Genomic DNA, 23436 nt, shown 5'->3' with positions numbered 1-23436 from the left:
GCCTGGGCGTCCTGCCTGGCGTGGGCGGTCCGGCGCAGGGTAGCGGTAGTCGCCGGGCCGGGGTAGCTAGGTGTTTGGGCCGGATCAGGCGGTGGCGGCGTTACGTCGCCAGGCCGGTGGCACGATGGAGTGGCGGCGCAGGGCGATGATCAGCAGCAGCACACTGACCGAAGAGCAGGCCAGCAGGGCCGCCACGGAGGCTTCCGCGCCGAAGCTGCCGCCGCTCAGCCAGTCGGGACCGGTCAGCCTGGAGACCAGCAGCCCGTCCGCCGCCGTGCCGGAGACGGCGACGCCGTACAAGGTGCCCTGCAGGACATTCCAGGCCGCATGCATGCCGATGCAGGCCCACAGCGAGCGGGTCACGTGATAGAGCAGGGCGAGCAGGATGCCGGCCTCGATCGCGATAGCCGCGGAGCTCCACAGTGTGGCGCCGGGATTGAAGATATGCGCGGCGCCGAAGAATGCCGCCGAGATCGCCAGCGCCCACCAGGTGCCCAGCCCTTCCTCGACGATCCGGAACAGCGCGCCGCGGGTGATGATCTCCTCGCCGATGCCGGCTCCCAGGCCCACCACCAACACCGCCGGCAGCCAGTCCACGTGGGGATTGGTGCCGGTAACGTGGTAACTGCCTGCCAGCCACAGCACGCCGATCACCAAGCTGATCAGGCTCGCGCCGACTAGCAGGCCCAGCAGACCGAGCCCTGGCAACTGGCGCAGCGACAGCTCGGTTAAGCGGCGCCGCTCGATCAGTTTCACCAAAACCAGATAGGCGAGTATTGCCGGCAGCAGTTGCATGGCCAGTCTGGCCAGCGCGTGTTGCAGCGGGCTGGCTTCCTTCGCGGTCCAGCCCAGCGAACCCACGACGAAGTGCGCCGCGACGGTAAACACAAACATCATCACCGCGAAATTGACGATGCGCGCCACCGGCGAGAACACCAGCCAGCGCTGCCACCCCGGTACCGCGACGGGGGTAACGAAGGCGATCTGTCCGGTCTGCATAAGTGTGGCTCCCCTGGGTTTTCCGCAGGCTAGCAGGGAAGGGCGGTACGGCCCCGTGGCTTCAGTCACGCGGGAAACTGATGGGCACGGCCCTACGGTCCCGGATTAGCACTGCCTCAGACGTCTACCGACGCCGCGTGCTCGCGCGTTGCCGAGAAGCGCACCTGCGGCCAGCGTTCCTGCGCCAGCTGCAGATTCACCCGCGACGGCGCCAGATACACCAGCTCGCCCGCCGCATCGATGCCGAGATTCATCGCGTTCTTCTCGCGGAATTCCTCCAGCTTCTTCGCGTCATCGCAATGCACCCAGCGCGCAGTGACGACGCCGACCGTCTCGAAGCTCGCATCAACGCCGTATTCATCCTTCAAGCGATACGCCACTACGTCGAACTGCAGCACGCCGACCGCGCCGAGCACCAGGTCGTTGCTCATCAGCGGGCGGAAGAACTGCGTGGCGCCTTCTTCCGACAACTGCGCCAGGCCCTTCTGTAACGCCTTCATTTTCAGCGGATCGCGCAGGCGCGCGCGGCGGAACAGTTCCGGCGCGAAGTTGGGAATGCCGGTGAACGACACCGGCTCACCCTCGGAGAAGGTGTCGCCGATGCTGATGGTGCCGTGGTTGTGCAGACCGATCACGTCGCCGGGGAAGGCGCTTTCCACGATCTCGCGGTCGCTCGCCATGAAAGTCAGCGCATTGGCAATGCGCACTTCCTTGCCGGTGCGCGTCTGGATCATCTTCATGCCAGCCGTGTAGGTACCCGAACACACGCGCATGAAGGCCACGCGGTCGCGGTGCGCCGGATCCATGTTTGCCTGGATCTTGAACACGAAGCCGGTGAGCTTGTCTTCGGTGGGCTCGACTTCGCGCGTCAGCGTGTCGCGCGGCTTGGGCGAGGGTGCATGCTCCACAAAGAAGTCGAGCAGCAACTGCACGCCGAAGTTGTTCACCGCCGAGCCAAAGAACACTGGCGTGAGCTTGCCGGCCAGGTATTGGTCGAGGTCGAACGGATGCGAGGCACCCTGCACCAGCTCCAGTTCGTCGCGCAGCTCGCGCATGGCTTCGGTGCCGATGGCCGCTTCCAGGCCCGGTGCGTCGAGACCCTTGAAGATGGTCGAGTCCTGCCGCGTGAAATTCTTGCCCGGCTCGAACACATGCACTTCGTCGAGCAGCAGGTGATACACACCCTTCAAACGCTTGCCCATGCCGATCGGCCAGGTCAGCGGCGCGCAGGCGATGCCGAGTACGGACTCCACTTCATCCAGCAGTTCGATCGGCGAGCGACCTTCGCGGTCGAGCTTGTTGATGAAGGTCATGATCGGCGTGTCGCGCAGGCGGCACACTTCCATCAGCTTGATGGTGCGCTCCTCCACGCCCTTGGCGCAGTCGATCACCATCAGTGCCGAGTCCACCGCAGTGAGCACGCGGTAGGTGTCTTCCGAGAAGTCCGCATGGCCCGGGGTGTCGAGCAGGTTGATGATCTTGTCTTCGTACGGGAACTGCATCACCGACGAGGTCACCGAAATGCCGCGCTCCTTTTCCAGCGCCATCCAGTCCGAGGTGGCATGGCGCGCCGCCTTGCGCCCCTTTACCGAGCCAGCCATCTGGATCGCGCCGCCGAACAGCAGCAGCTTTTCGGTCAGCGTGGTCTTGCCCGCGTCAGGATGGCTGACGATGGCGAAGGTGCGGCGGCGGCGGGTTTCGGCGAGATGGGTGGACATACCGGAAGGGCTGAGAGGGCGCGAACCGGTAATGATACCGTGGAACGGTCGGCCCCCGGCCTTCAGGGTCCCCGGTCTGTCAGGTGGCTGGACCGCAGAAGTTGCTCGCTGCGCATGACGTAGAGGATGACGACCTTGCCGGCATCGACTCGGTAGAAGCCCCGGCAGGGAGGCTCGATGATCTGACGATAGCGCCAGCCCTTCAGTTCGGGAGGTTTCGATCCGCTAGCCGGATGGTCAGCCAGTTGGGTGACATGGGCGAAAACCCGCTGCACCAGGCCGCGTGCGGCCTGTGGATCATCCAGTGCAATGTAATCGGCGATCTCGTCCAGTTCGGCCAGCGCGGGCTCGGTCCAGATAATCTCGTGGCGGGTTACTTCAGCCATCGCGCCATGCGCGTCTTGGCCTGGGACTGGGTCAGGGTGCGGCCTTCTTCGAGCGCACGTTCGCCCCGGGCGATGCCTTCCAGCAGCGACATGCGCTGCTGCAGTTTTTCAAAAGATGCTACATCGACCAGATACGCGCTGGGCAGGCCGTGCTGCGTAATCAGGATGGGTTCGCGGTCCCGCTCCAGCTCAGCGAGAAGCTCCGTTGCCTGGCGTTTCAGGGTAGTGACGAGTTCAGTGCGCATGAAAGTGATACTAAAGTGTCACTTTGCCCGACGCAACTTATGGGCCTGCTCAAGGGTGTCCTTCCAGTGCGATCCGCCGCCGTTCCAGGCTTTCCGCGCGCCACACTGTGTTGCGCGAATAAAACTCAGCCATCGCCGGCACGCCCTCCGACAGCGCCACCCAGGGCTGCTTGCTCATGGTGAAGATATGCACGTCCGGTGGTAATCGATCGGGGTCGTCCAGGGTGCCCACCCTCACATAGGCGAAGGTGCTTCCTCCGCCGGCGTAGTGACTCCACAGTGCGATCAGGCAGTCGGGGCAGCGGGCGATCTGCTGGCCTTTGCCGCTGAAGGAGGGGATGGTCTCCAGCAGTGGACGCCCCTTGAGCAGCACCACACGATCGGTCTCGATCATCGCGTTGAGCGCGAACGCCGTGCCGGTCTCGCGCTGACACCAGCGGCAGTGGCAGCAATGCACGATCAGCGGCTTGCTGCTCAGCCGGTAACGCACGCCGCCACAGGTGCAACCACCTTCCAGTGGAAGCTCGAGGATGGCCATCGCGATGCTCCTGTCGGGAACACGGGCTCGCTAGCCTACTCCCGCGGGTCGGGCCGTGCCTGGGCGGGGATGGCGGGCTTGAGCCCTCGCGAACCCGCACGGGTCCCGGCTATCGTCTATCGGGACTCAGGTTTGTGGCACCAATGCAGGTATTGGCGGCTCGGGTACCAGTTCCAGCCGACCCATCCGCCGCAGCCATCGGTAGTGTGAGGCGATGCCGGCACCGAATGAGCGATTCACGTGGTAAGGGACGCCGTACTCGCGGCAGGTCGCCTCGACTACCCGCGAAATGGCCGGGTAGTGCAGGTGGCAGATACGCGGAAAGAGATGGTGCTCGACCTGGAAATTGAGGCCGCCGACCAGCCAGGTGATCACCCGGCTGTTGCGCGAGAAGTTCGCCGTGGTTTCCAACTGGTGGATCGCCCATGGCTTGTCCATGCGCCCCGATTCGTCCGGCAGCGGAAACGTCGCCTCTTCGACTGCGTGCGCCAGCTGGAACACCACGGCAAGCTGGAAACCGGTGACGACGGCGACCACGGCGTAATAGAGCAAGACCGTGCCGATGGAATGAAAGACCAGAGGCAAGCCGAAAGCGAGCGTAAAAAAGACCAGCTTGCCCAGCACGAAAACCGCCAGATCCTTGCCGCGCGGCCGCGGGATGCGGCGCTTGCCGATGGTGCCGGTGATGATGTCGCGAAAGTCGTCATGCAAATGCCAGCTCACCACAGTGAGGCCGTAGAGCATCCACAGGTAGATGTGCTGCCAGCGATGGTGCCAATGGTGTTTTTGCTGCGGTGAGAACCGCGCCAGGGCGCCCAGGCTGATATCGCTGTCGTAGCCGTCGATATTGACGTAGGTGTGGTGGAAGCGCGCGTGCTTCCAATGCCAGAGATACGAACTGCCGCCGACCAGGTCGAGCGTCATGGCCATCCATCGGTTGACCCAGCGGCGCTCTGAATACGCCTGATGGCCGGCATCGTGCTGGATGCTGAAACCGATCTGCGCTGTGGCAAAGCCGAGCACGATGCTGAGCAGCAGACCCTGCCACCAGGTCGCCGCGAAAAACACCAGCAGCACATACGAGGCGATGAAGGTGGCGAGAATGATCGCCGTCTTCACATACATGCGTGCGTTGTCGCGCTGCGGGTGCCCGCTGCGTTTGAAATAGTCCTCGACACGCCGCCGCAGTTCACGCTGGAACGTGTTGTCGCCGTTGAACTTCAGCCGATCCGTGAAGGCATCCGTCTGCGGGGATCGAGCGGCATCGGCCGTTCGATGAGATGACTCAGGCGACATGCCGTGCACTCGGGGGAAGGAGAGTGCATGGTAATCGATACGCTGATAAGCGCGTGTTGGAGGGGTGACAGGGACGTGGCTCAGCCTTGGACTACGGCGTGCGGGTCAACAGATCTTCGTAGAACGCGCCATAGGGTTCGGAAGGATGCGCGATCTGGATTTCCAGAATCCACAAGCCGCCCGAAGGCGTGGCGCCCAGTTCGCCAAGATCGCCGGCCTTGTGTACCGAATGGGGAAAGTCGCTGACGCGGTGGCCTTTGATGGCGTGATTCAGGCGCCAGCCCATCGCCTCGGCCTGCTCGCCGGCAAAGGCATACAGAGCCTCGCCGCTCAGCTCTTGCGTGCGCCACGCGTCGGCGACCCGCTTGAACAGCATGCGTGCGGCCTCGGCGCAGGCCAGCTTCTCGGGGGCATGGCCGGTGACGAAGGTGTCGCCGACATCGCCTTCATGGCCATCGAAGACCAGGCCGAGATCGATGAAGTAGATGTCGTTCTCGCCCAGCCGCACATCGGGCGTCGAACGCTCGCGGTAGATCTTGGTGGTGTTTTCGCCGATGCGGATGATCACCGGGTGCCATAGCCGCTCCATGCCGAGTGCTTTGAACACTTCGGCGGCTTCGGCTTTCGCTTCGTCTTCGCTGATGCCAGGGCGCATGCGCTCGCAAATGCCGCGCAGCGCGGCCCAGCTTTGTTCCCGTGCGTGCTGCATGGCTTTGGGGTCAAAGCTGGTGCCGACCGCTTCGCGGGAGGGTGTCGGGGTGGTCGTAGTCATAGCTGGGAAAGCTGGGTGAATATCAAAGCCAAAGCAGGACAAGGCCGAGTGCTGCGGGCAGTGCCTGGATCCAGAGAATCTTGCGGCTGGCTGTAAGCCCGCCATAGATGCCGGCGATCAGTACGCAGATAAGGAAGAAGTATTTCACTGGCATGCCGCTGTCGCCGAGCCACAAGCCCCAGATCAGACCTGCCGCCAGAAAGCCGTTGTACAACCCCTGATTGGCGGCCAGCACTTTCGACTGTGCGGCGAACTCTGCGGTCGTGCCGAAAGCCCGGCGCCCCGCCGGTTTGTCCCACAGGAACATCTCCAGCACCAGGAACCACAGGTGTAGCAAGGCGACGAGGGCGATCACGAGACTGGCGATGGTGGACACGTGGGTTCCCCTGAGTAACACCCGGAACGGGTAGCGGGTGCAGCATAGCCTGGGCCCCTCAGATCTGTTCCACGCAGGCGGCATGATCTCCCGAAGGCGCGCTGCGGTCACCGCGTGGTGAAGCGCCTGACTGGCCGTCAGGTCGAGCCGCGCGGTGACCGCAGCGCGCCTTCGGGAGATCACCCACGCATCTGAAAACAAAAGGTTGGGCCGTTGTTGTTTGCGCGCAGCTCGCCGCCGCGCTGTCTCGACAGACATCCAGTCTGCCTTCGCCAACGCAACGGCGAGCTGCGCGCAAACAACAACGGTGACGCCTGCGTGGAACAGATCTGAGGGGCCCTGGAGACGGCCTCGCCGGTTCGTCTGCTTCCTAGCTTTCGACCGCGCGGAACGTCACCACCAGCACATCGCGATGCGCCGGCTGGGTGGGGTCGTGCGGTGTGACGGCAGTGACGCCATGGCAGACGCGGGCATCGTCGACCAGGGCGGCGTCCAGCGGGTGGGTGAGCGTGAAGCTGCCCAATAGCTCGCCATCCGGTGCGTGGATGCTGGTGGTGCCGCTTTCGATATTCACCCGATCGATCAGCAGCACTAGCACATAGTCCACACCGTCGCGATGGACGCCTTCGGGGGTGGGCTCGCCGGCCTCGCCGATGCGCGCCTCGATACGGAACTGATGCACCTCGACATGCCACTGGCGAACGGACGGCGCGAGTGTGCCGAAGAAGTCGCGACAGAAATGCAGGATGCACTGCATGCTCGAACCATCGGCAATAGCTGGCAGCACCGGCTCAAACCAGCGCTCGATACCGCCCTGCAGACTGTTGTAGTCGAGACTCTGATAGTGCGGCTGATGCGGCGGGCGCGTGAACCCGCCGGCCGGGCCGGCCGAGAACACTGCATGGCGGCGCCGGCGGTGGCGGCCCTTGGCGGCCAGGTAGGTATCCGGCCCCAACTGCTCCCAGCTGGCGGCAAACGCGGTCCAGTCCACCAGATGGCCGGTGGGTGCCAGCAGGCGGCGCATGGTTTCGGGCGTAACAAAGGCAAAGCCGTCCTGGCGGATCAGGGTTTGCAGGGTTTCGGGGCTGGAGGCCTGGTGGTCGGTCATGGCGGGGAGGCTTGAGGGGAAGCCCATCATAACGCCTCGCGGGAGGCCGCATATGGCGCAGCCATGCGCCTTCCGGGCCTTTGGACGGCTATAGGATTTTGGCCAATGTCGCGAAATGGATGTGTAGACGTTTAGACGTCTATTGACACAGTAGACTTTGCATCGATACAGTCCGTTCTACTCATCGAGACCGGCTGAGGGACAGGCCCTTTGAAGCCGGGGCAACCTGCGGGATCCATTCCGCGACGGTGCCAACTCCTGCGGAGGCGCTACAGCGCCGCCGAGAGATGGGAGAGCTTCGCGCCGGCATGCTCTGCCGGAGGCGTGGCGACCTCTCCGGATCCGCAGGGCGATGCCAACCGGAGAGCGTGATGTCCAGCCAGCCCCAGCCCGTTCCGACCAGCCCATCCAGCCACTGTACGTTGGCGGGTGCCGCGCGCTCGGATCTCACCACGCAACGCCTCGCCACCCAACGCAGCTCCCGCCGCGTGCGTTTCACGCCCAAGTACGGCAGCCGTCCCTGCGAAGTCGATGTGCGTTATCTGTGGTGCGGTGCGCCGGATGCGCCGACGGTAATCGTGCAGGGCGGCATCTCGGCCAGCCGCGACGTGGTCGCGCTGGATAGCGAGGCGGCGCAGGGTTGGTGGCAGGAGGTGGTGGGCGCCGGCCTGCCGGTGGATCTGGATCGCTACCGCGTACTGTCGATCGACTGGATTGTCCCGGCCGATCTCGAAGGCGTCGACGCCATCTCCAGCGAGGATCAGGCCGACGCGCTGGCCGCCCTGGTCGAGTCGCTGGGTATCGGCCGTGTGCATGCCTTCATCGGCTCCTCCTACGGCGCGATGGCTGCGCTCGCCTTCGCCGCACGTCATCCCTATGCACTGGGCCGCCTCGTGCTGCTCGCCGGCGCGCACCGTCCGCATCCCCTCGCCACGGCGCAGCGCTCGGTACAGCGCGGCATCGTGCGTCTCGGCCAGAGCACCGGCCAGCCGGAACAGGCGCTGGCGCTGGCCCGTCAGTTGGCCATGACCACGTATCGTGGCAGCGAGGAGTTCTCGCGCCGCTTCACCGCCGCGCCGGAATTCCGTGACGGCCGCTTCCGTTTCCCGGTCGAGGATTACCTGGAGCACGCAGGTCGCAGCTTCGTCGAACGCTTCGACGTCGAGCGCTTCCTGGCTCTATCCGAATCCATCGACCTGCATGACGTGACACCCGAGCAGGTTGCCGCGCCGGCCACGCTGATCGGCTTTCCGTCCGATCGCCTAGTGCCGCTGTCCGACCTGTGCGAACTGCAGCGCCGCCTGTACGGCCCCGCCACGTTGGAAGTGCTCGAGTCGCCCTACGGACACGACGCCTTCCTCAAGGAAACCGACCGCCTTGCGCCGCTGTTGCGCGAAGCCCTGGCCTGACCCTTTACGTCCCCACGCATCGCCCGATCCGCATCACCGGGCACCAAGCACGACACGGAGATTCACCATGAGCGACACCCCCGCCCCCTGTACCCGCGCCGTGCGCGCCGGCATTGAGTCCGATACCCAGCATGGCGCCGTGGTGCCGCCGCTGCATCTGTCGACCAACTACGCCTTTGAAGGGCTGGGCGGCAAGCGCGCTTACGATTACTCGCGCAGCGGGAACCCCACGCGCGATCAGCTGGGTAATGCGCTGGCGGAGCTGGAGCAGGGAGCGGGTGCGGTGGTGACGTCCAGCGGCATGTCCGCGGTGGCGCTGGCGCTGGAACTGGTGCCGGCCGGCGCCAGGATCCTCGCTGCGCACGATTGCTACGGTGGCACCTGGAGGTTGCTGGATGCGTGGGCGAAGAAAGGGCGCTTCAGCGTCGAGTTTGTCGACCTCACCGACAGCGTGGCACTGGCCGCTGGCCTCGCGTCCAAGCCCGCGCTGGTGTGGGTGGAGACGCCGTCCAATCCGCTGTTGCGTATTACCGATGTCCGCCATGTGGCACAGGCCGCGCATGCCGTCGGCGCACTGGTGGTGGTGGACAACACCTTCCTTTCGCCGGCGCTGCAGCAACCGCTCGTGCTGGGCGCGGACGTGGTAGTGCACTCCACCACCAAGTACATCAACGGTCACAGCGACGTGGTCGGCGGCGCGGTGATTGCGCGCGACGCGGCGGTTGCCGAGCAGCTCAAGTGGTGGGGCAACTGCAACGGCCTCACCGGCGCACCGTTCGACAGCTTCCTCACGCTGCGTGGCTTGCGCACCCTGAACGTGCGCCTGCGGCAGCACCAGGAAAACGCAGTGCGCATCGCCGAGCGTCTGGACGGCCATGCGGCCATTCGCAAGGTCTACTATCCGGGCCTCGAAAGTCACGTGGGCCACGCGCTGGCGGCACGCCAGCAGCAAGGCTTCGGCGCCATGCTCAGCTTCGAGCTGGAAGGCGATGTGGCGCAGATCGAGGCTTTCGTCGACGGCTTGCAGTACTTCTCGCTGGCCGAGTCGTTGGGCGGTGTGGAAAGTCTCATCGCTCATCCCGCGTCGATGACCCATGCATCGATGGCACCAGAGGCGCGCCGCGCCGCCGGCATCGCCGACAGCCTGCTGCGTCTGTCCGTAGGCATCGAGGACGGCGACGATCTGCTGCGCGATCTCGATGCCGCGCTGGTCCGTGCACAGGTTTCGCTGGCGTCGAAACGCCGGGTGCTTGCATGAGCGCGGTGCTCGCCGAAGCGTCAGCGCCAGCTACGGCACCTGCTGCCGCATCGGGCATCGCCATGGTGCTGCTCGGCACCGGGGTGGTTGGCGGTGCGCTGCTCAAGCTGTTGAACACGCCGGCAGCTGCTTCATTGCGCCTGGTCGGCGCCGCCAATTCACGCCGCCAGCAGACTGATCCCGCGCAGCTGGCCGATCGCGGCCTGCGCGAAAAGCTCAAGCAGCTTGGCGATCCGCGTAACGACGCCACCTTGTTGGCCGCGCTCGACACCAGCGGTGCGGCGGTCAAGGTGATCATCGACGCGACGGCCAATGCGGGCCTTGCTGCGCGTCACTCGGAATGGCTGGCCAAGGGCTATCACGTGGTCACGGCCAACAAGGCATTGGCTGGCGGCGAGTTGCCGGGCTGGCGCGCACTGCAGGCAGCCACCGCGAATGGCGCGCGCTACGGCGACGCCGCGACCGTGGGTGCCGGCCTGCCGGTTCTCTCCACCCTGCGCCGCCTGCGCGGCTGTGGCGACGCTTTGCTCACGCTCGAAGGCGTGTTCTCCGGCTCGCTGTCCTATCTGTTCAACCAGTACGACGGCAGTCAGCCGTTTTCCGCGCTGCTGCGTGAGGCGCGCAAGCTCGGCTACACCGAGCCGGATCCGCGTTCTGACCTTTCCGGCGAAGACGTAGCACGCAAGCTGCTGATCATCGCGCGCAACGCCGGCTTCGCCCTGGGTACCGATGAAGTGGAAGTGGAAAGTCTGGTGCCCGAAGCGCTGCGCGGGGTTGACACCGAGACCTTTCTGTCACGCCTCGAAGAACTCGATGCACCGCTGGCTGCGCGTCACGCGGAAGCGAAAGCGCGCGGCGGTGTGCTGCGTTTCCTGGCCCGACTCAACCAGCGCGGCCGCGCGCGCGTCGGACTGGTCGAAGTGCCGGTCACACACCCCGCTGCACGCCTCTACGGCACCGACAACCAGTTCGCCCTCACCACCACCCGCTATCACTCGCAGCCGCTGGTAATCCAGGGGCCGGGCGCAGGGCCGGAAGTGACGGCGCAGGCACTGCTTGGCGACGTGCTGGCTCTTGCCTGAGGCAGGTTGTGGATGTACCGACCTGCCTCAATCCGTGATCAGGCTTCGGCGCCTTCCTCTTGCAAAGAGGCTTTAGCGCGAGGGTAGGCCCATTGCGCGAGCAACGGCGCAAATTTGACCAGTACAAGACCGATCACCAGATGCGCAATGGTTTGATTGAAGAATGCCCAGGCTGAGTATTCCAGTGCATTGCTCAAGCCACGGGTAACGTTGAACGCCGTTACCGCCATTTCGAGGCCGGTGACGATTGTCCATGCACCGATAATGCGGAGCGACAGGCTAAACCATAGAAAAGGCGTCATAACATCCTCCTTGATGCTGGGCTGGCCGACACGGCTCCCTTGATTCCGCTGATCCTAGCGTGCGGACACGAACTATAAACAGGGGCATGTTTGCTACATAAAAAAACGCGGCTTGAAGCCGCGTTTTTTTTATGTAGCAAAGAGTGTGCTCAATGCCCCGTCATGCGCTCGGACTCGAATTCATCCGGCGGCACCACCGGCGCGCCAGGGTGTGCTTTCGCTTCCAGCAGCGCAGCTTCCACTGACGGCGTGCGCCAGCCGGACTTCACGCCCCATACGTAGAACACCAGGCCCACCACCGCGACCACGGCCAGGTCCATGCCGTACGGCAGATAGCCGGCGCCACCGAACATGGTGCTGCCAGCCCACGACACCAACGCCAGCGTCGGTAGGTAGCAGATCAGCCACCACGCACCCTTCAACTGGCGGCCGAAGTCATGCCAGCCAGCCTTGGCCTGGTAGTAGAAGTACACCGGCAGCGCGACGACCATCAGCAGGATGATCTCGCCGGTCAGCGGCCACTTGGCCCAATACAGCAGTTCGGTCGCCATGATGAAGGCGACGCCGGCAAGGATCGGCAGGCCGGCGATGCGCAGCGGGCGGTGCAGTTCCGGCGCGGTGCGGCGCAGGGTCATCGCGCTCACCGGGCCGGTGAGGTACGAAATGATCGTCGCTACCGAGATCACCGCCGCCAGCGTGCCCCAGCCGCGGAACTTGAACAGGAACAGGTAGGACACCAGCAGGTTGAACCACATCGCCGGACGCGGGATACCCCACTTCGGATGGATGCTGCCGAGGATCTTGGGCAGCGTGCCGTTGCGCTCCATGCCGTAGATCATGCGCGCGGTGGTGGCGGTGTAGGTGATGCCGGTGCCGCTGGGGCTGATGAAGGCGTCGACGTACAACAGCATCGCCAGCCAGTGCAGGTTGACGATGATCGCCAGCTCAGCGAACGGCGAGCGGAAGTCGATACCGTGCCAGCCGGCCTTGGCCAGCATGTCCGGCGGCACCGAACCGATGTAGGCCACCTGCAGAATGATGTAGACGATGGTGGCCAGCACGATGGAGCCGATCACCGCAAACGGAATGCTCTTGCCCGGGTTATGTGCTTCGCCTGCGAGGTTCACCGGACTCTGGAAACCGTTGAAGCTGAAAACGATGCCGGCGGTGGCGACGGCGGTAAGCACGGCGGCGAAATCGATCGAGTGCGCATCGCCATGCACGCCCACCGAGAAGTTCTCGCTGTGGAAGCCGCTGGCGATCAGTGCCAGGCCGGTGGCTGCCGGCACGACCAGCTTGAATACCGTAATCAAGGTGTTGGAACGCGCGAACAACTTCACGCTCCAGAAGTTGAGCAGGAAGTAGATGATCACCAGCACGGCGGCGATCCATAAACCCGGCACCGACAGTTCGCCATGCCCGTCCGGCATGTGCATATACAAGTCATGCGCCCATTGCCATGGCCACGAAGCCATGTACTGCACCGAAGCTTCCGCTTCCACCGGAATCACCGACACGATGGCGATCCAGTTGGCCCACGCGCCGATGAAACCCACCAGCGAGCCATGCGAGTAGTGGCTGTAGCGCACCATGCCGCCCGACTCGGGAAACATCGAGCCCAACTCTGCATAAGTCAGCGCGATAGTCATGATGATCGCGGCGCCGAGTATCCAGGCCCAGACCGCGCCCGGGCCGGCGAGACCCGCCGCGCGCCATGCGCCGAACAGCCAGCCGGAGCCGATGATGGAACCCAGGCCGGTAAGCATGAGCGCGAACGGACCGACTTCGCGTCGGATAGGGCTGGAAGAGGACATGCAGGCTCCCGCTGGATTGGATCTCGAACGGCCGCCCATCGGAACGGCACAAAGGCGGGATCATGACAGCCCCTCGCGCGGCTGTCAGCCTGCGGAAGTCATAGGGCCACCGTCGCCGGGATGGCCCCAAGTGAGTGTCGCGGCGCACCATTCCCCATGGCGGAAATGCCTCTGTCGTCCATTCATCGGCGTATGGACAGTCTTCGCACGACGCCGACCGGGGCGCACACTGCATGGCCCCGGCCGATGGTCGTCAGTTGTGCTGCAGCCAATCAGCAGCGCGATTCAGTGCGGCCGCTTGCGCGGCTACGTTCGGGTCGCCCGCAGCGTCGCTCTGCAGGCTTTGTGCTTGGGCGAGGAAACTCGCGGCCAGTTCTGTCCTGGTATGTGCATTAGCCGATTGCGGGAACCAACCGGGGTGGCCAAGCACATGCATCACCTCTGATACGCCGGCGCCCGAAGTGTCATTCCCATTGGCGGCCATGAGCATGTTGTACATGTCGTCGCCGCTGAGCCCGGTGCGCTTCTCCAGGTCCGGCAACGAGACGATATTAGGGCCGTAGCCATGCTCGCTCTGCAGCAGGTTCGGATCGAGCTTCGCCAGATCCTGCAGCTTGTCCGGCGATATACCGGTGGCCAGCCACTGCTTGACCTGGTCCGGATCGCTTTGTGCCAGCGCCTTGCTGGTCGGATCGTCCAGGCCTACGCCATCCTTGCCCAGATATTTCTCGACCTCCTTGTGCAGCTCGCTCGCTTCCTTGTTGCCGTCGATCAGCCCGCCGACGAACTGGAACGGCGCGGAGAGGAAAAAGCCGACGCCGTTGAGGAAGGCGCCGGGCACTTCGCCGGCGCCGGTCGTTTCCAGCACGCTACCCATCACCGAGAAGAGGTCGCCCACCACCGCGCCAGCGTAGACGGGATCGCTCTTGAGCTTGTTGAAATCCGTCGCGAACGAGGCGGTGCTGGCGATCACTGCCAGGCCGGGGACGAAGCGCGCGCTGAACTGGGCGAAGGCCTGAGCCGATTCGGTGTAGCGCCCGAGCTTGCCGGCATCGGCCAGATACTGCACGGCGCCGCTGGCGAGGCCTGCCGCGTTGCCGCCGGCCATGCTGTAGGCACCGATCATGGCGGTGATGTTGTCCGCCTGGCCGCCGTTGTAGGCGCTGACCATGACGGAGGCCATCGCCAGTCCTTTGCCCGCCGGGCCGAGCTTGGCGAACTCCTCGCCCAACTGCTTCGGGTCGAACGCTTTGTTCTCGTTCTCGCCGAGTCGCTGGTAGTTCTCCTTCATCGACGCCCAGCCTTCCTTGTCCTTGAACAGCGGCTCGGCCAGTTCGAGCAGTTTGTCGGTCGCGGTCTTGCTGTCGCCTTTTTCCTCGACCAGCAGCTGGCCCTGCGCCGAAGCGATCGCCTTGGGCAGGAAGTCACTTTCGTAGTCGGAGAACGCGCTGAAGGCCTGGGATGCCGGGCTGTCTGCCTTGATGGCATCGGCGAATTCCAAGGCGGTCTTGCCCTGGCCGGACTGCGTCAGGTCCTTCATGCACTGGTACAGCTGCTTGGCAGCATCCGGACTGTTCCCGGCCGCTGACAGCAGGTCGTTTTTGTGGGCATCCATGTAGGACGCGAGGTTCTTCGCGGCATCGGCGTCGGCCTGGTACACCTTCGCGTTGTCCGGATCCTTGGTGTAGGCCTCGACGAATTTCTTCTTCTGGTCATCGTCGAGCGGTCCGGCGTTGGCGAGTAGCTGCGACAGGCGCTTGTCCTTCTCTTCCGCCGCGCCGTGCGCGTCCTCGTAGGCCTTGAGCGGACTGTCCTTGCCGTTGGCGAGGTACTGCTGCAGTCCCTGGGTAGCAAGATTCACGATGCCGTCGGCCTGGTCGCTCTTGCCGTCCTGGCGCAGGGCATTTGCCAGCGCCATGGCGAGCGTGGGGCTGGCGCCGTCGGATACGGCGAACTTGGTGGCGTCAGTCGTGAAGCCTGCCCAGCGCTCGGCCTGGTGCACGTAAGCGCCGGCGATCTGGTTGGCAAGGTCCTGCGCCTGAGGCCCTTCACCCAGTGCGCTGACCACGCGCTGCATGGTGCCGTAGGCGCCCTCGCCGCCGCTGACCATCTCGCACTGCGCGATCTTCTGGATCGTGGGCATGCTTTGGTTAACCACCGCCGCGGCCAGCGGCGGGGGCAGGCCCTGCACGGTATTGAGCAGGCGCTGGGCAGCATCGGTAGCATGGGTCTCGGCGTCAGCATAGTTGCTGACGCCGTTGTAGGGCTGGTCGACCTGGCTGGCGGCATCTTTGATCCAACCCTGCACGCGTGGGTCAGCGAGCACGGCGTCGACCACCTCCGGTGGCTGACCGTCCAGGATGATGCCCTTGAGCTTGTCGGTCGGGCTCCAGTCGCCGGAGTACTCCGGGATCAGCGCATTGGCATCGCTCTGCACCGTGTAGGAGTGGATGGAGCTATTGAGGGTAGAAGTGAGCGCCGGATCGCCTGCGTGGCGCGCCAGGATCGTGTTGCCGGCGCTGGCGATCAGCTGATCGGTCGGTGTGCGGAACTCCATCGGTACGCCCTGGTTGCGCAAGGCGACCTGGCCGGCGATCTCCTCGCCGATCGCCTGGTCCATGGCTTTCTTCGCGGCGTCGACTTTGTCTAGCTCGCTGGTGTCCAGGTCCTGGCGAATGCCGCCGTTGTGCGGCGCGTTGCGCATGACGTCGTCGTGTTCCTTCACGGCAGCCTGATAGGCGGCGATGGCTGCGTCGGTTTTCTGCGCCGGCGTTTGTGGTGCGGGTGCAGCCTGCGCAGTCGTCAGCGCTGTCGCGTGGGGCGGCAGGGTCAGCACTTGGCCGAGCGATAGCGCGCTGTCTACGCTGATGCCATTGGTCCGCGCCAGTTCCTCCGGCGTGACGCCATGCTGCTGGGCGACCTGCGTGACCGTCTCCTTGCCGGTGGAGGTGTAGGTCTGCGGTGGCGGGAGTTGGGGCTGCGTGTAGGTGGCGGATGCGCTGGGGGCGACGTATGTCATGGCGGAACTTCCATGCCGTGGGGAATGGCTCGGCATTTAGAACCGCTGTCATCACACGGCAATACGGACTTTCCCTAGGCTCAGTTTCTTGCGCCCGCATCAGCGCTGCGCATCGCCCATGCAGCGCGCTGCGCGCGTGGTCGGCGCGAGAAAATGCGCCGCCGCAATTAGCGGGTTCGCGCGACCCGGGTGACGTTGCGGCGGATGGAGGGCGGGCGAGGGAGTGTTTCCCTCAGCACTCGATCACATTGACCGCCAGGCCGCCGCGCGAGGTTTCCTTGTACTTGTCCTTCATGTCGCGCCCAGTGTCGCGCATGGTGGCGATCACCTTGTCCAGCGACACGCGATGCTTGCCATCGCTCTTCAACGCCATGCGGCTGGCATTGATCGCCTTCACCGAACCCATCGCGTTGCGCTCGATACAGGGAATCTGCACCAGGCCACCGATCGGGTCGCAGGTGAGGCCCAGGTTGTGTTCCATGCCGATCTCGGCGGCATTCTCCACCTGCAGCACATTGCCGCCGAGCGCGGCGGTGAGGCCGCCGGCAGCCATCGAACAGGCCACGCCTACTTCGCCCTGGCAGCCCACTTCGGCACCGGAGATCGAGGCGTTCTCCTTGTAGAGGATGCCGATGGCGGCGGCGGTGAGCAGGAATTCGATCACGCCGTCGTCGTTCGATTTGGGGCAGAAGCGGTGGTAGTAGTGCAGCACCGCCGGCACGATGCCTGCCGCGCCATTGGTCGGTGCGGTGACCACACGGCCGCCCGCGGCGTTTTCTTCATTCACCGCCAGCGCGTAGAGATTCACCCAGTCGAGGATGGTGAGCGGATCCTTCAACGCCGCCTCGGGTTGATCGCGCAGCTCGGCGGCCATCGCCGGCGCGCGACGCGTCACCTTGAGGCCGCCCGGCAGCACGCCGGGCGAACGCAGGCCGCGATTGACGCAATCTTGCATGGCCTTCCAGATGGTCAGCAGGCCGGCGCGGGTTTCCGCCTCGCTGCGCCAGACTTTCTCGTTCTCCATCATCAGCTGCGCGATGGTGAGCTTGTGCTGCGCGCAGAGCGCGAGCATTTCGTCGCCGGTGGAGAACGCATAGGGCTGCGCGGTGGTGTCGGCCACGATGCGGTCTTCCGCCGCCTCGTCCTGGTTCACTACAAAGCCGCCGCCCACCGAGTAGTAGTCGCGCGTGCCCAGCTCATTGCCGTCGGCGTCGTAGGCGGTGAAGCGCATGCCGTTGGTGTGGAACGGCAGCTTCTGGCGCTTGTTGAACACCAGGTCGCGTTTCTCGTCGAACTCGATGTCATGCTTGCCCAGCACGCGCAGGCGATGCGTACCGCGGATGCGCTCCAGCACTTCCGGAATGCGGTCGGGGTCGACCGTATCGGGATGCTCGCCTTCGAAGCCGAGCAGCACCGCCTTGTCGGTACCGTGGCCGCGACCGGTCATCGCCAGCGAGCCGTACAGTTCGGCGCGCAGGCGCGCCACGCGGTCAAGCACGCCTTTCTCTTCCAGCCAGCGCTCGGCGAAACGCGCGGCAGCGCGCATCGGGCCCACCGTATGCGAAGAGGAGGGACCAATACCGATCTTGAACAGGTCGAATACGCTGACGGCCATGGCGATGCTGCGGGCTAGGGAGGGAGCCCGCTATTCTACGCGTCCCTCTGGCGCCCCGCAGTCCGTACGCTTCCGTTTGTTATGGCCGACCTGATCCTCTACCAGCGCGACTACTGCCACCTGTGCGATCAGGCGCTTGCCGTGATGGCCGAGGCGCGTGCGCCGGATTTCGATAGCGTTTGGGTGGATGACGACGCGGGGCTGGAAGAACGCTACGGCACGCGGGTGCCCGTGTTGCGCGATGTGCGCGATGGACGGGAGCTGGATTGGCCGTTCGATGCGTCGGCGCTGCGTCAGTTTCTGACTGCAGACCTGTAGGAGCGCACCCTGTGCGCGACACCTACGAAGCGTTATCCCGGTCGCGCACAGGGTGCGCTCCTACAAAAGAGCGGCTTCAGCGCTTCAGCCGCTTGAGGATTTCCTCGCGCGCTTCACGCAGGATCGAATCGCGATCCAGGCTGGCGACAATCTCCGCCACCGCACGCTTGGCACCCAGCTCGCCCCAGGATTTGCCAGCCACCAGGTAACGCTCCGCCGCGCGGCCGATCAGCACGGTGGCGTACCACGCCAGCGCACCTTGTGCCGCCGCGGTGATGACGACCGAAAGACCAGCGCTGACACCCTTGAGCGTGGACGCCACCAGATGCACGCCCCAGATCGCACTCATCAACGCGATCAGTTGCGCGGAAATCACCGCCACCAGGCGCCCGGATTCCGCGCGCGTCAGTGGCAGTCCATACACGCGCGACAACTGCAACACCATCGCCGCATCGAGGCCGGCCGCCGCCAGCAGATCAGCCACGGGAATCGGATTGAGCGCTACCGCCACGCCTTTGGCGAGGCAGTACTGCCGGATCACCTTGGTGGCGAGCTGGCGCCGGCTTTCGGCAATACGCGTGCTGACCTGATCGGTCAGCCGGCTGGCATAAAGGCCGGCATTGAGCGCGGCGATGGTCTTGCCTTCGCGTTGTGCAATGCCGATCAGTCGCTCACGCAGTGCGGCCACTTCAGGCGGTGCTGATGTTTCGCGTGCATGGTCGCGGCCGTCGGCGCCGACCTCAATCACGCGCTGCGGCGAAGGGCGCGCGGCGACCGCCACCACATCCTCGGCGCGTACCAGGCCGTGTGTGCGTTCGCGCAGATGCGCGATCAATGAAGCGCGTTCGTCGGGGCTGTAGCGATCCGACTTGTTCAGTGCCAGCAGCACCGGGCGCTGCGTAGCGGCGAGCAGCTTCAGCGCATCCAGTTCGTCGCGCGTAAGGTCGCCATCCGCGACGAACACCACCAGGTCGCTGACTTCCGCTACTTCGAATGCGAGCCGTTCGCGTGCGTCGCCATCCAGTTCGTTGATGCCGGGCGTATCGATCAGCACCAGCCCATCCTGGATAGCTTCATCCAGCGTGGCCTGCTCGGCTTGCGTGGTGGTGCCGTGCAGAACGCCCACGGTAAACGCTTCGCGTCCCAGCAGTGCGTTGCCCAGCGCGGACTTGCCAGCGGACACACGACCGAACACCGCCACATGCAGCTCGCCGCGCTGCAGACGGTCGAGCATGGTCTCCACACGGCCGAAATCTTCGGCGAGTTCGCTGCGAATGCTTGCCGGAATGCCCGGGTCGTCGAGCAGATGGCGCAGGCTGTCCGCCATGCGCGTTCCGTCCGGCGCCGCCGCGGCAGTGCTTGTCTGCTCCGGCGTCAGCCAGCCGCGCAGACGCTGCCACAGCGTGCCTTCACTCATGCGGGTTTATTCCGACTCGTTTACTTCGCTGCGAGCACGACGTGCGCCGTTACCTTCACGTCGCCACCGATCACCGAGGTGTCGGCGTAGTCACCGCCGCCCACGCCAAAGTCGAGACGCTTGACCGTGCCGGCCACATCCAGCGTGGCACCCGTGCCCTGCGGCTTGAAGGTGACGTTGAGGCTCACCGGCTTGGTCACGCCGCGCAGGGTGAGGTTGCCGTCGGCAATCACCTGCGCGCCATTCTGGCGGAAGCCGGTGGTGACGAAATGTGCTTTGGGAAACTTGGCGACGTTGAAGAAATCCGAACCCGGCAGCGCGCCGTCGCGGTCCTTGTCACCGGTTTTCACGCTGGCGAGATCCACTTCTACATCGAACTTCGAACTGGCCAGCTTGGCCGCGTCGTAGCTGATCACCGCGGTCCACTTGCCAAAGCTGCCGTCGAAGCCGGCGCCCTGGAACGTACCGGAGAAACCGAGCTTGCTGCCCGTCTGCACGGTGTAGTCGGCGGCGCTTGCCAGACCGGGCAGAGCCAGTGCGAGCAGCAGGGGAGCCAAACGGGTGAGGGTTTTCATGAGCGATCTCCTTGGGAGCGGATGCCGTCGCGCAGGCGGCGGAAGGGGAGCATGCGGAGCAGGGTATTGTCGCGATCAACGAGGTGATGTTTCAGCGCGCCACCGATATGCGCTGCCAGCACCAGCAGCAGAAACCAGAACAGGTATTCGTGCACTTCGTGGGCCAGGTCGCTGATGTCGGGATTGGCGCCGGCGATCGCGGGCAGGTTGAGCTGCTTGAAGAACTGCAGCGGCTTGCCGGCGACCGAATTGAACCACCAGCCGCTGAGCGGCAAGGCCACGATCAACAGATACAGCGCGGCATGCGTGACGTGGGCGGCCACTTGCTGCCAGCGCGGCGCGGGTTCTTCGCGCGGACGCTTGTCGCCAAAGCGCCACAACAGACGCAGCAAGAACAGCGCCAGCACGGTGAGTCCGATCGACTTGTGCAAGGCCAGCCAGTTGATCTTCTGCATCGGATTGCTGGCCAGATCCATCAGCAGCCCGAAGATACCGTTGCCCAGGATGAGCAGTGCCATGGTCCAGTGAAAGAATTTGGCGACCGAACCCCACTGGCGGTCGTTGCTGCGCAGGCTCATGAAGACTCCTTGTTGGTCTGAGCGGTGTCGTCGAGGATAGCTTCCAATTCCAGCCACACCATGACCGAGCGGCCAATGGCTCCCGGGTTGGCGGTGATGCCGAAGTCGGTGCGGTCCAGCATGGCGGTGGCGGAGAAGCCGGCGACCGTATGCAGTCCGTAGATGGTCTTGGCGACCCGGTTCACGGTGAACGGCAGCTCGACCGGACGGGTGATGCCGCGCAGGCTGAGCTGCCCATGCAGCACGCCGTGCGTATCGTCCTTGCGTTCCACCGAGGTGCTGACGAAATGCGCGTAGCGCGCCTTGCCGCTATCGAGGAACGAAGGCTTGAGCACGGCCGCATTCCATTCCTTGTCGCCCATGTCGAGGCTGTCCAGGTCGATGTCCAGTTCGGTGGCCGAGCGGCTCCAGTCGTCGGGATCGAAACGCAGCCAGCCGCGTGCGATGTGCAGCCGTCCAAATGGCCGCGAGTAGCCGTTGTGGTCGATGCTGAAAAGGATCTGGCTGTGGGTGGTGTCGTAACGGTAGGTGCTTGATGCGGCGTGGGCGGTTGCGCAGGCCAGCAGGGCGCTCAGGGCGAGTGCGATGAGGTGGCTGGTGCGTGGTTTGGACATGCGGGGGAGTCTGGCGGATCGGGGGTGGGGGCGCCAGCGGGTTTGGGGGAACGGATTGTTTCCGTGAGCGCGTCCTTTGCTTTGCTCCCTCTCCCTCCGGGAGAGGGTTCGGCCCTTGCGACACTCACTCCTACTTCGTCCCTACTTCGTCATTCCGGCGCACGCCGGAATCCAGTGCCTTATCGCTCGGTTTTAGCGTCTGCGTGCCCGGGTTCGCCTGCCGCGGGCTTCCGAACCGCTGCCGCCGTCCGGGTCACTTTCTCTTTGCTGGCCCAAAGAGAAAGTAACCAAAGAGAAATGGCCTGAAGAGCTTGCGGCGGGCTCTGTAGCTCCGCCTTTTCCAGTGTCAGGCATCGGGATAGTTTTTTCCTTGGCCTGATCGTCCGTCCTTTATCGAAGCGCAACATCTCCCTCTCCCCTTCGGGGAGAGGGTTGGGGTGAGGGGTGGGTGCTCGAGACAGTGTTGCTATTGATGGATTGCAGTGCGCGCGATTTACGAACCACCCCTCACTCACTCTTCTCCCTCTCCCTTTCCCTCCACGCCTCCATCGTCAACGTCGCCAGCTCTTTCACTCGCGCACCGCCGCTATCAGCAAGCAAGGTCTTGAGTCGCGCCCCGGCATCTTGCTGGTCGAGGGTGTTTCGTTCGGCGAGGGAGGCGGCGAGGGCGCGGCCTAGGCTGTCGAAGATGAGGGCGTAGGCGAAGGCGTGGAGGACGCCGCCGCCGAGTGTGCCCAATCCGGGAAAGGCTTTGAGGGCGTTGCCGGCGATGGCGAGGACGATGGAGCTGCCGGTGCGCAGGGTGAGTTTGGCTTGTTGGATGAAGTCGTCGATCTGCACGTCGGTGACGCGTATGCCGTAGAGCTCGGCGAGTTCGCGGGTGAGGGCGGCGGCGAGGGCGCCCTGGATGATCAGGTCGCTACCGGGCGCTACCGCCGCGAGGGCGCCGACGATGGCGCGGCGCGCGTATTTGCGCACGATGCGTTCGGCTTCGGCGGCGCGGGTTTGTGTTTCCAGTGTGCCGATGCGTTCGTGCAGACCGGCGAGTACGGCTTGTTCGCGTTGCGGTTCCAGGCCTTCGGTGCCGGGCGCGATCACGCGCATCAGGGCCTTGAGCAGCGGCTCGACGGCGGGTTTGCGCTGGCGTTCGATCTGTTCGATGCCGCCATCGGCGAGGGTGCGCTGGTAACGTTCGCTGCCACCGGCGCTGATGGCGACTACCGTGGCGGCAATGTCGTGGCTTTGCTGGCGCAGGCGATGCAGCAGCAGATCGCGTTCGGCGTCGCTCCACTGGTCGGCTTTGTTGAGCACCAGCAGCAGCGGTTTGCCGAAGTCGCCGAGCCAGCGCACTTCCTGCGCCTGGCTGCGGGTGAGGTCACCGGCGCAGACATAGATCACCGCATGCGCGCGCAGGGCTTCCTGGCGGGCCAGGGTTTCGTGGGCTTCGCCGTTGGTCTCGCGGCTGCCCGGCACGTCGGCGAGTACCAGGGTACGGCCATCGGGCAGTTGTCCATCGACGTGGCTGACCTGCTGGGTGGTGCCGCCGCGCACATCGCTGATCGCGGCCGCATGCGGCGCGAGAGCGCGGATCAATGTGGACTTGCCGGTGGAGATCTCGCCGAACAGCGCCACGTAGACGCGCGCCGTCGCGCGGCGGCGGTCCAGCTCGCCTAATTCGGCGCCGAGCGCGCCGGTGTTGGCGCCGCGGTTTTGCAGTTGATCGATGCGTTGTTCCAGGCTGCCGCGGTCCGGCGCCGGTACGGGCCGCCGCTTGCGGCGCGGCCGGAACAGCCACCACAGCACGCCAAGGCCGAGCAGGGCGAACAGCGCCAGGGCCGAGCCCAGCGTCCATTGCAGCCAGGCCGGCAATTGCAGAAAGCGCTGGGCCAGGGCCAGCGCACGTTCGGCCGCAGCGAACAGCAGCCACACCAGGGCGGCGATGGCGAGTGCGGCCAGTAGCAGTCTTGGGCGTCGGGACATGACGGGCATTCTAGTCA

22 protein-coding genes and 1 riboswitch are annotated in these 23436 nt (G+C 64.8%); of the genes, 4 read left to right on the top strand and 18 right to left on the bottom strand.

The features are described from left to right. Window positions 1-84 precede the first annotated feature (84 nt). The 9 genes from BM338_RS11300 to BM338_RS11260 form a co-directional block, all read right to left on the bottom strand. Window positions 85-999: a CPBP family intramembrane glutamic endopeptidase gene (locus BM338_RS11300; RefSeq protein WP_090450966.1), complete on the bottom strand. Its 915-nt coding sequence runs from the start codon at window positions 997-999 to the stop codon at window positions 85-87. Between the two features lie 116 nt (window positions 1000-1115). Then, complete coding sequence (locus tag BM338_RS11295; RefSeq protein ID WP_090450965.1) at window positions 1116-2717, bottom strand: peptide chain release factor 3; 1602 nt, start codon at window positions 2715-2717, stop codon at window positions 1116-1118. 62 nt (window positions 2718-2779) lie between these two features. Then, window positions 2780-3103 (bottom strand): type II toxin-antitoxin system RelE/ParE family toxin, encoded by a 324-nt coding sequence (locus BM338_RS11290; protein WP_090450964.1) that lies wholly within the window; start codon window positions 3101-3103, stop codon window positions 2780-2782. After that, window positions 3091-3348: a type II toxin-antitoxin system Phd/YefM family antitoxin gene (locus BM338_RS11285; RefSeq protein ID WP_090450963.1), complete on the bottom strand. Its 258-nt coding sequence runs from the start codon at window positions 3346-3348 to the stop codon at window positions 3091-3093. The genes BM338_RS11290 and BM338_RS11285 overlap by 13 nt, the downstream gene beginning before the upstream one ends. A gap of 49 nt (window positions 3349-3397) precedes the next feature. Next, a complete protein-coding gene (locus tag BM338_RS11280) occupies window positions 3398-3886 on the bottom strand; it encodes a GFA family protein (protein ID WP_090450962.1) in 489 nt (162 codons plus the stop codon). 126 nt (window positions 3887-4012) lie between these two features. Next, entirely contained in the window at window positions 4013-5182 is a 1170-nt protein-coding gene (locus BM338_RS11275) for a fatty acid desaturase family protein (protein ID WP_090450961.1), read from the bottom strand. Between the two features lie 91 nt (window positions 5183-5273). Beyond that, on the bottom strand, window positions 5274-5954 hold the full coding sequence (locus tag BM338_RS11270) for a M24 family metallopeptidase (protein WP_090450960.1): 681 nt from the start codon (window positions 5952-5954) through the stop codon (window positions 5274-5276). A 22-nt stretch (window positions 5955-5976) separates the two neighbouring features. Further along, the gene (locus BM338_RS11265; RefSeq protein ID WP_090450959.1) at window positions 5977-6330 is read right to left on the bottom strand and encodes a DUF1304 domain-containing protein; all 354 of its coding nucleotides are present in this window, start codon (window positions 6328-6330) and stop codon (window positions 5977-5979) included. 370 nt (window positions 6331-6700) lie between these two features. After that, window positions 6701-7438: a 2OG-Fe dioxygenase family protein gene (locus BM338_RS11260; RefSeq protein WP_090450958.1), complete on the bottom strand. Its 738-nt coding sequence runs from the start codon at window positions 7436-7438 to the stop codon at window positions 6701-6703. Window positions 7439-7616: 178 nt separating this feature from the next. Then, a riboswitch (SAM riboswitch) is annotated at window positions 7617-7732 on the top strand. Between the two features lie 77 nt (window positions 7733-7809). Here BM338_RS11260 and BM338_RS11255 point away from each other — a divergent pair. From BM338_RS11255 to BM338_RS11245, 3 genes are all read left to right on the top strand, one after another. Next, window positions 7810-8847, top strand: coding sequence for a homoserine O-succinyltransferase MetX (locus BM338_RS11255; protein ID WP_090450957.1), 1038 nt, complete (start codon window positions 7810-7812; stop codon window positions 8845-8847). A gap of 67 nt (window positions 8848-8914) precedes the next feature. Beyond that, the gene (gene metB / locus BM338_RS11250) at window positions 8915-10105 is read left to right on the top strand and encodes a cystathionine gamma-synthase (protein WP_090450956.1); all 1191 of its coding nucleotides are present in this window, start codon (window positions 8915-8917) and stop codon (window positions 10103-10105) included. Then, the gene (locus BM338_RS11245) at window positions 10102-11187 is read left to right on the top strand and encodes a homoserine dehydrogenase family protein (protein WP_090450955.1); all 1086 of its coding nucleotides are present in this window, start codon (window positions 10102-10104) and stop codon (window positions 11185-11187) included. The genes metB and BM338_RS11245 overlap by 4 nt, the downstream gene beginning before the upstream one ends. Window positions 11188-11225: 38 nt before the next feature. On the opposite strand, the gene BM338_RS11240 is transcribed toward BM338_RS11245, so the two are convergent. The 4 genes from BM338_RS11240 to BM338_RS11225 all read right to left on the bottom strand — a co-directional run bounded on the left by BM338_RS11240 (window position 11226) and on the right by BM338_RS11225 (window position 17937). Further along, window positions 11226-11489: a hypothetical protein gene (locus BM338_RS11240; protein ID WP_090450954.1), complete on the bottom strand. Its 264-nt coding sequence runs from the start codon at window positions 11487-11489 to the stop codon at window positions 11226-11228. Between the two features lie 149 nt (window positions 11490-11638). Then, window positions 11639-13303, bottom strand: coding sequence for an APC family permease (locus BM338_RS11235; protein ID WP_090450953.1), 1665 nt, complete (start codon window positions 13301-13303; stop codon window positions 11639-11641). Between the two features lie 253 nt (window positions 13304-13556). After that, window positions 13557-16322: a LysM peptidoglycan-binding domain-containing protein gene (locus tag BM338_RS11230; protein ID WP_090450952.1), complete on the bottom strand. Its 2766-nt coding sequence runs from the start codon at window positions 16320-16322 to the stop codon at window positions 13557-13559. 232 nt (window positions 16323-16554) lie between these two features. After that, a complete protein-coding gene (locus tag BM338_RS11225) occupies window positions 16555-17937 on the bottom strand; it encodes an L-serine ammonia-lyase (protein WP_090450951.1) in 1383 nt (460 codons plus the stop codon). Window positions 17938-18018: 81 nt separating this feature from the next. Between BM338_RS11225 and BM338_RS11220 the strand changes: the two genes are divergently transcribed. After that, on the top strand, window positions 18019-18255 hold the full coding sequence (locus BM338_RS11220; protein ID WP_090450950.1) for a glutaredoxin family protein: 237 nt from the start codon (window positions 18019-18021) through the stop codon (window positions 18253-18255). A gap of 76 nt (window positions 18256-18331) precedes the next feature. Here the strand turns inward: BM338_RS11220 and BM338_RS11215 are convergent, their stop codons facing one another. The 5 genes from BM338_RS11215 to BM338_RS11195 all read right to left on the bottom strand — a co-directional run bounded on the left by BM338_RS11215 (window position 18332) and on the right by BM338_RS11195 (window position 23419). Beyond that, complete coding sequence (locus BM338_RS11215; protein ID WP_090450949.1) at window positions 18332-19672, bottom strand: GTP-binding protein; 1341 nt, start codon at window positions 19670-19672, stop codon at window positions 18332-18334. 20 nt (window positions 19673-19692) lie between these two features. Then, window positions 19693-20247, bottom strand: coding sequence for a YceI family protein (locus BM338_RS11210; RefSeq protein ID WP_090450948.1), 555 nt, complete (start codon window positions 20245-20247; stop codon window positions 19693-19695). Further along, complete coding sequence (locus BM338_RS11205; RefSeq protein WP_090450947.1) at window positions 20244-20825, bottom strand: cytochrome b; 582 nt, start codon at window positions 20823-20825, stop codon at window positions 20244-20246. The genes BM338_RS11210 and BM338_RS11205 overlap by 4 nt, the downstream gene beginning before the upstream one ends. Further along, window positions 20822-21439 carry a YceI family protein gene (locus BM338_RS11200; protein ID WP_090450946.1) on the bottom strand — a complete coding sequence of 206 codons (618 nt, stop codon included), beginning with the start codon at window positions 21437-21439 and terminating at the stop codon, window positions 20822-20824. The genes BM338_RS11205 and BM338_RS11200 overlap by 4 nt, the downstream gene beginning before the upstream one ends. 507 nt (window positions 21440-21946) lie before the next feature. Then, window positions 21947-23419: a GTPase gene (locus BM338_RS11195; RefSeq protein ID WP_090450945.1), complete on the bottom strand. Its 1473-nt coding sequence runs from the start codon at window positions 23417-23419 to the stop codon at window positions 21947-21949. Window positions 23420-23436 lie beyond the last annotated feature (17 nt).

The organism is Dyella sp. OK004, from assembly GCF_900114495.1.
Classification (GTDB): Bacteria; Pseudomonadota; Gammaproteobacteria; order Xanthomonadales; family Rhodanobacteraceae; genus Dyella_D.
This window is presented reverse-complemented; position numbering and strand designations above follow the sequence as displayed.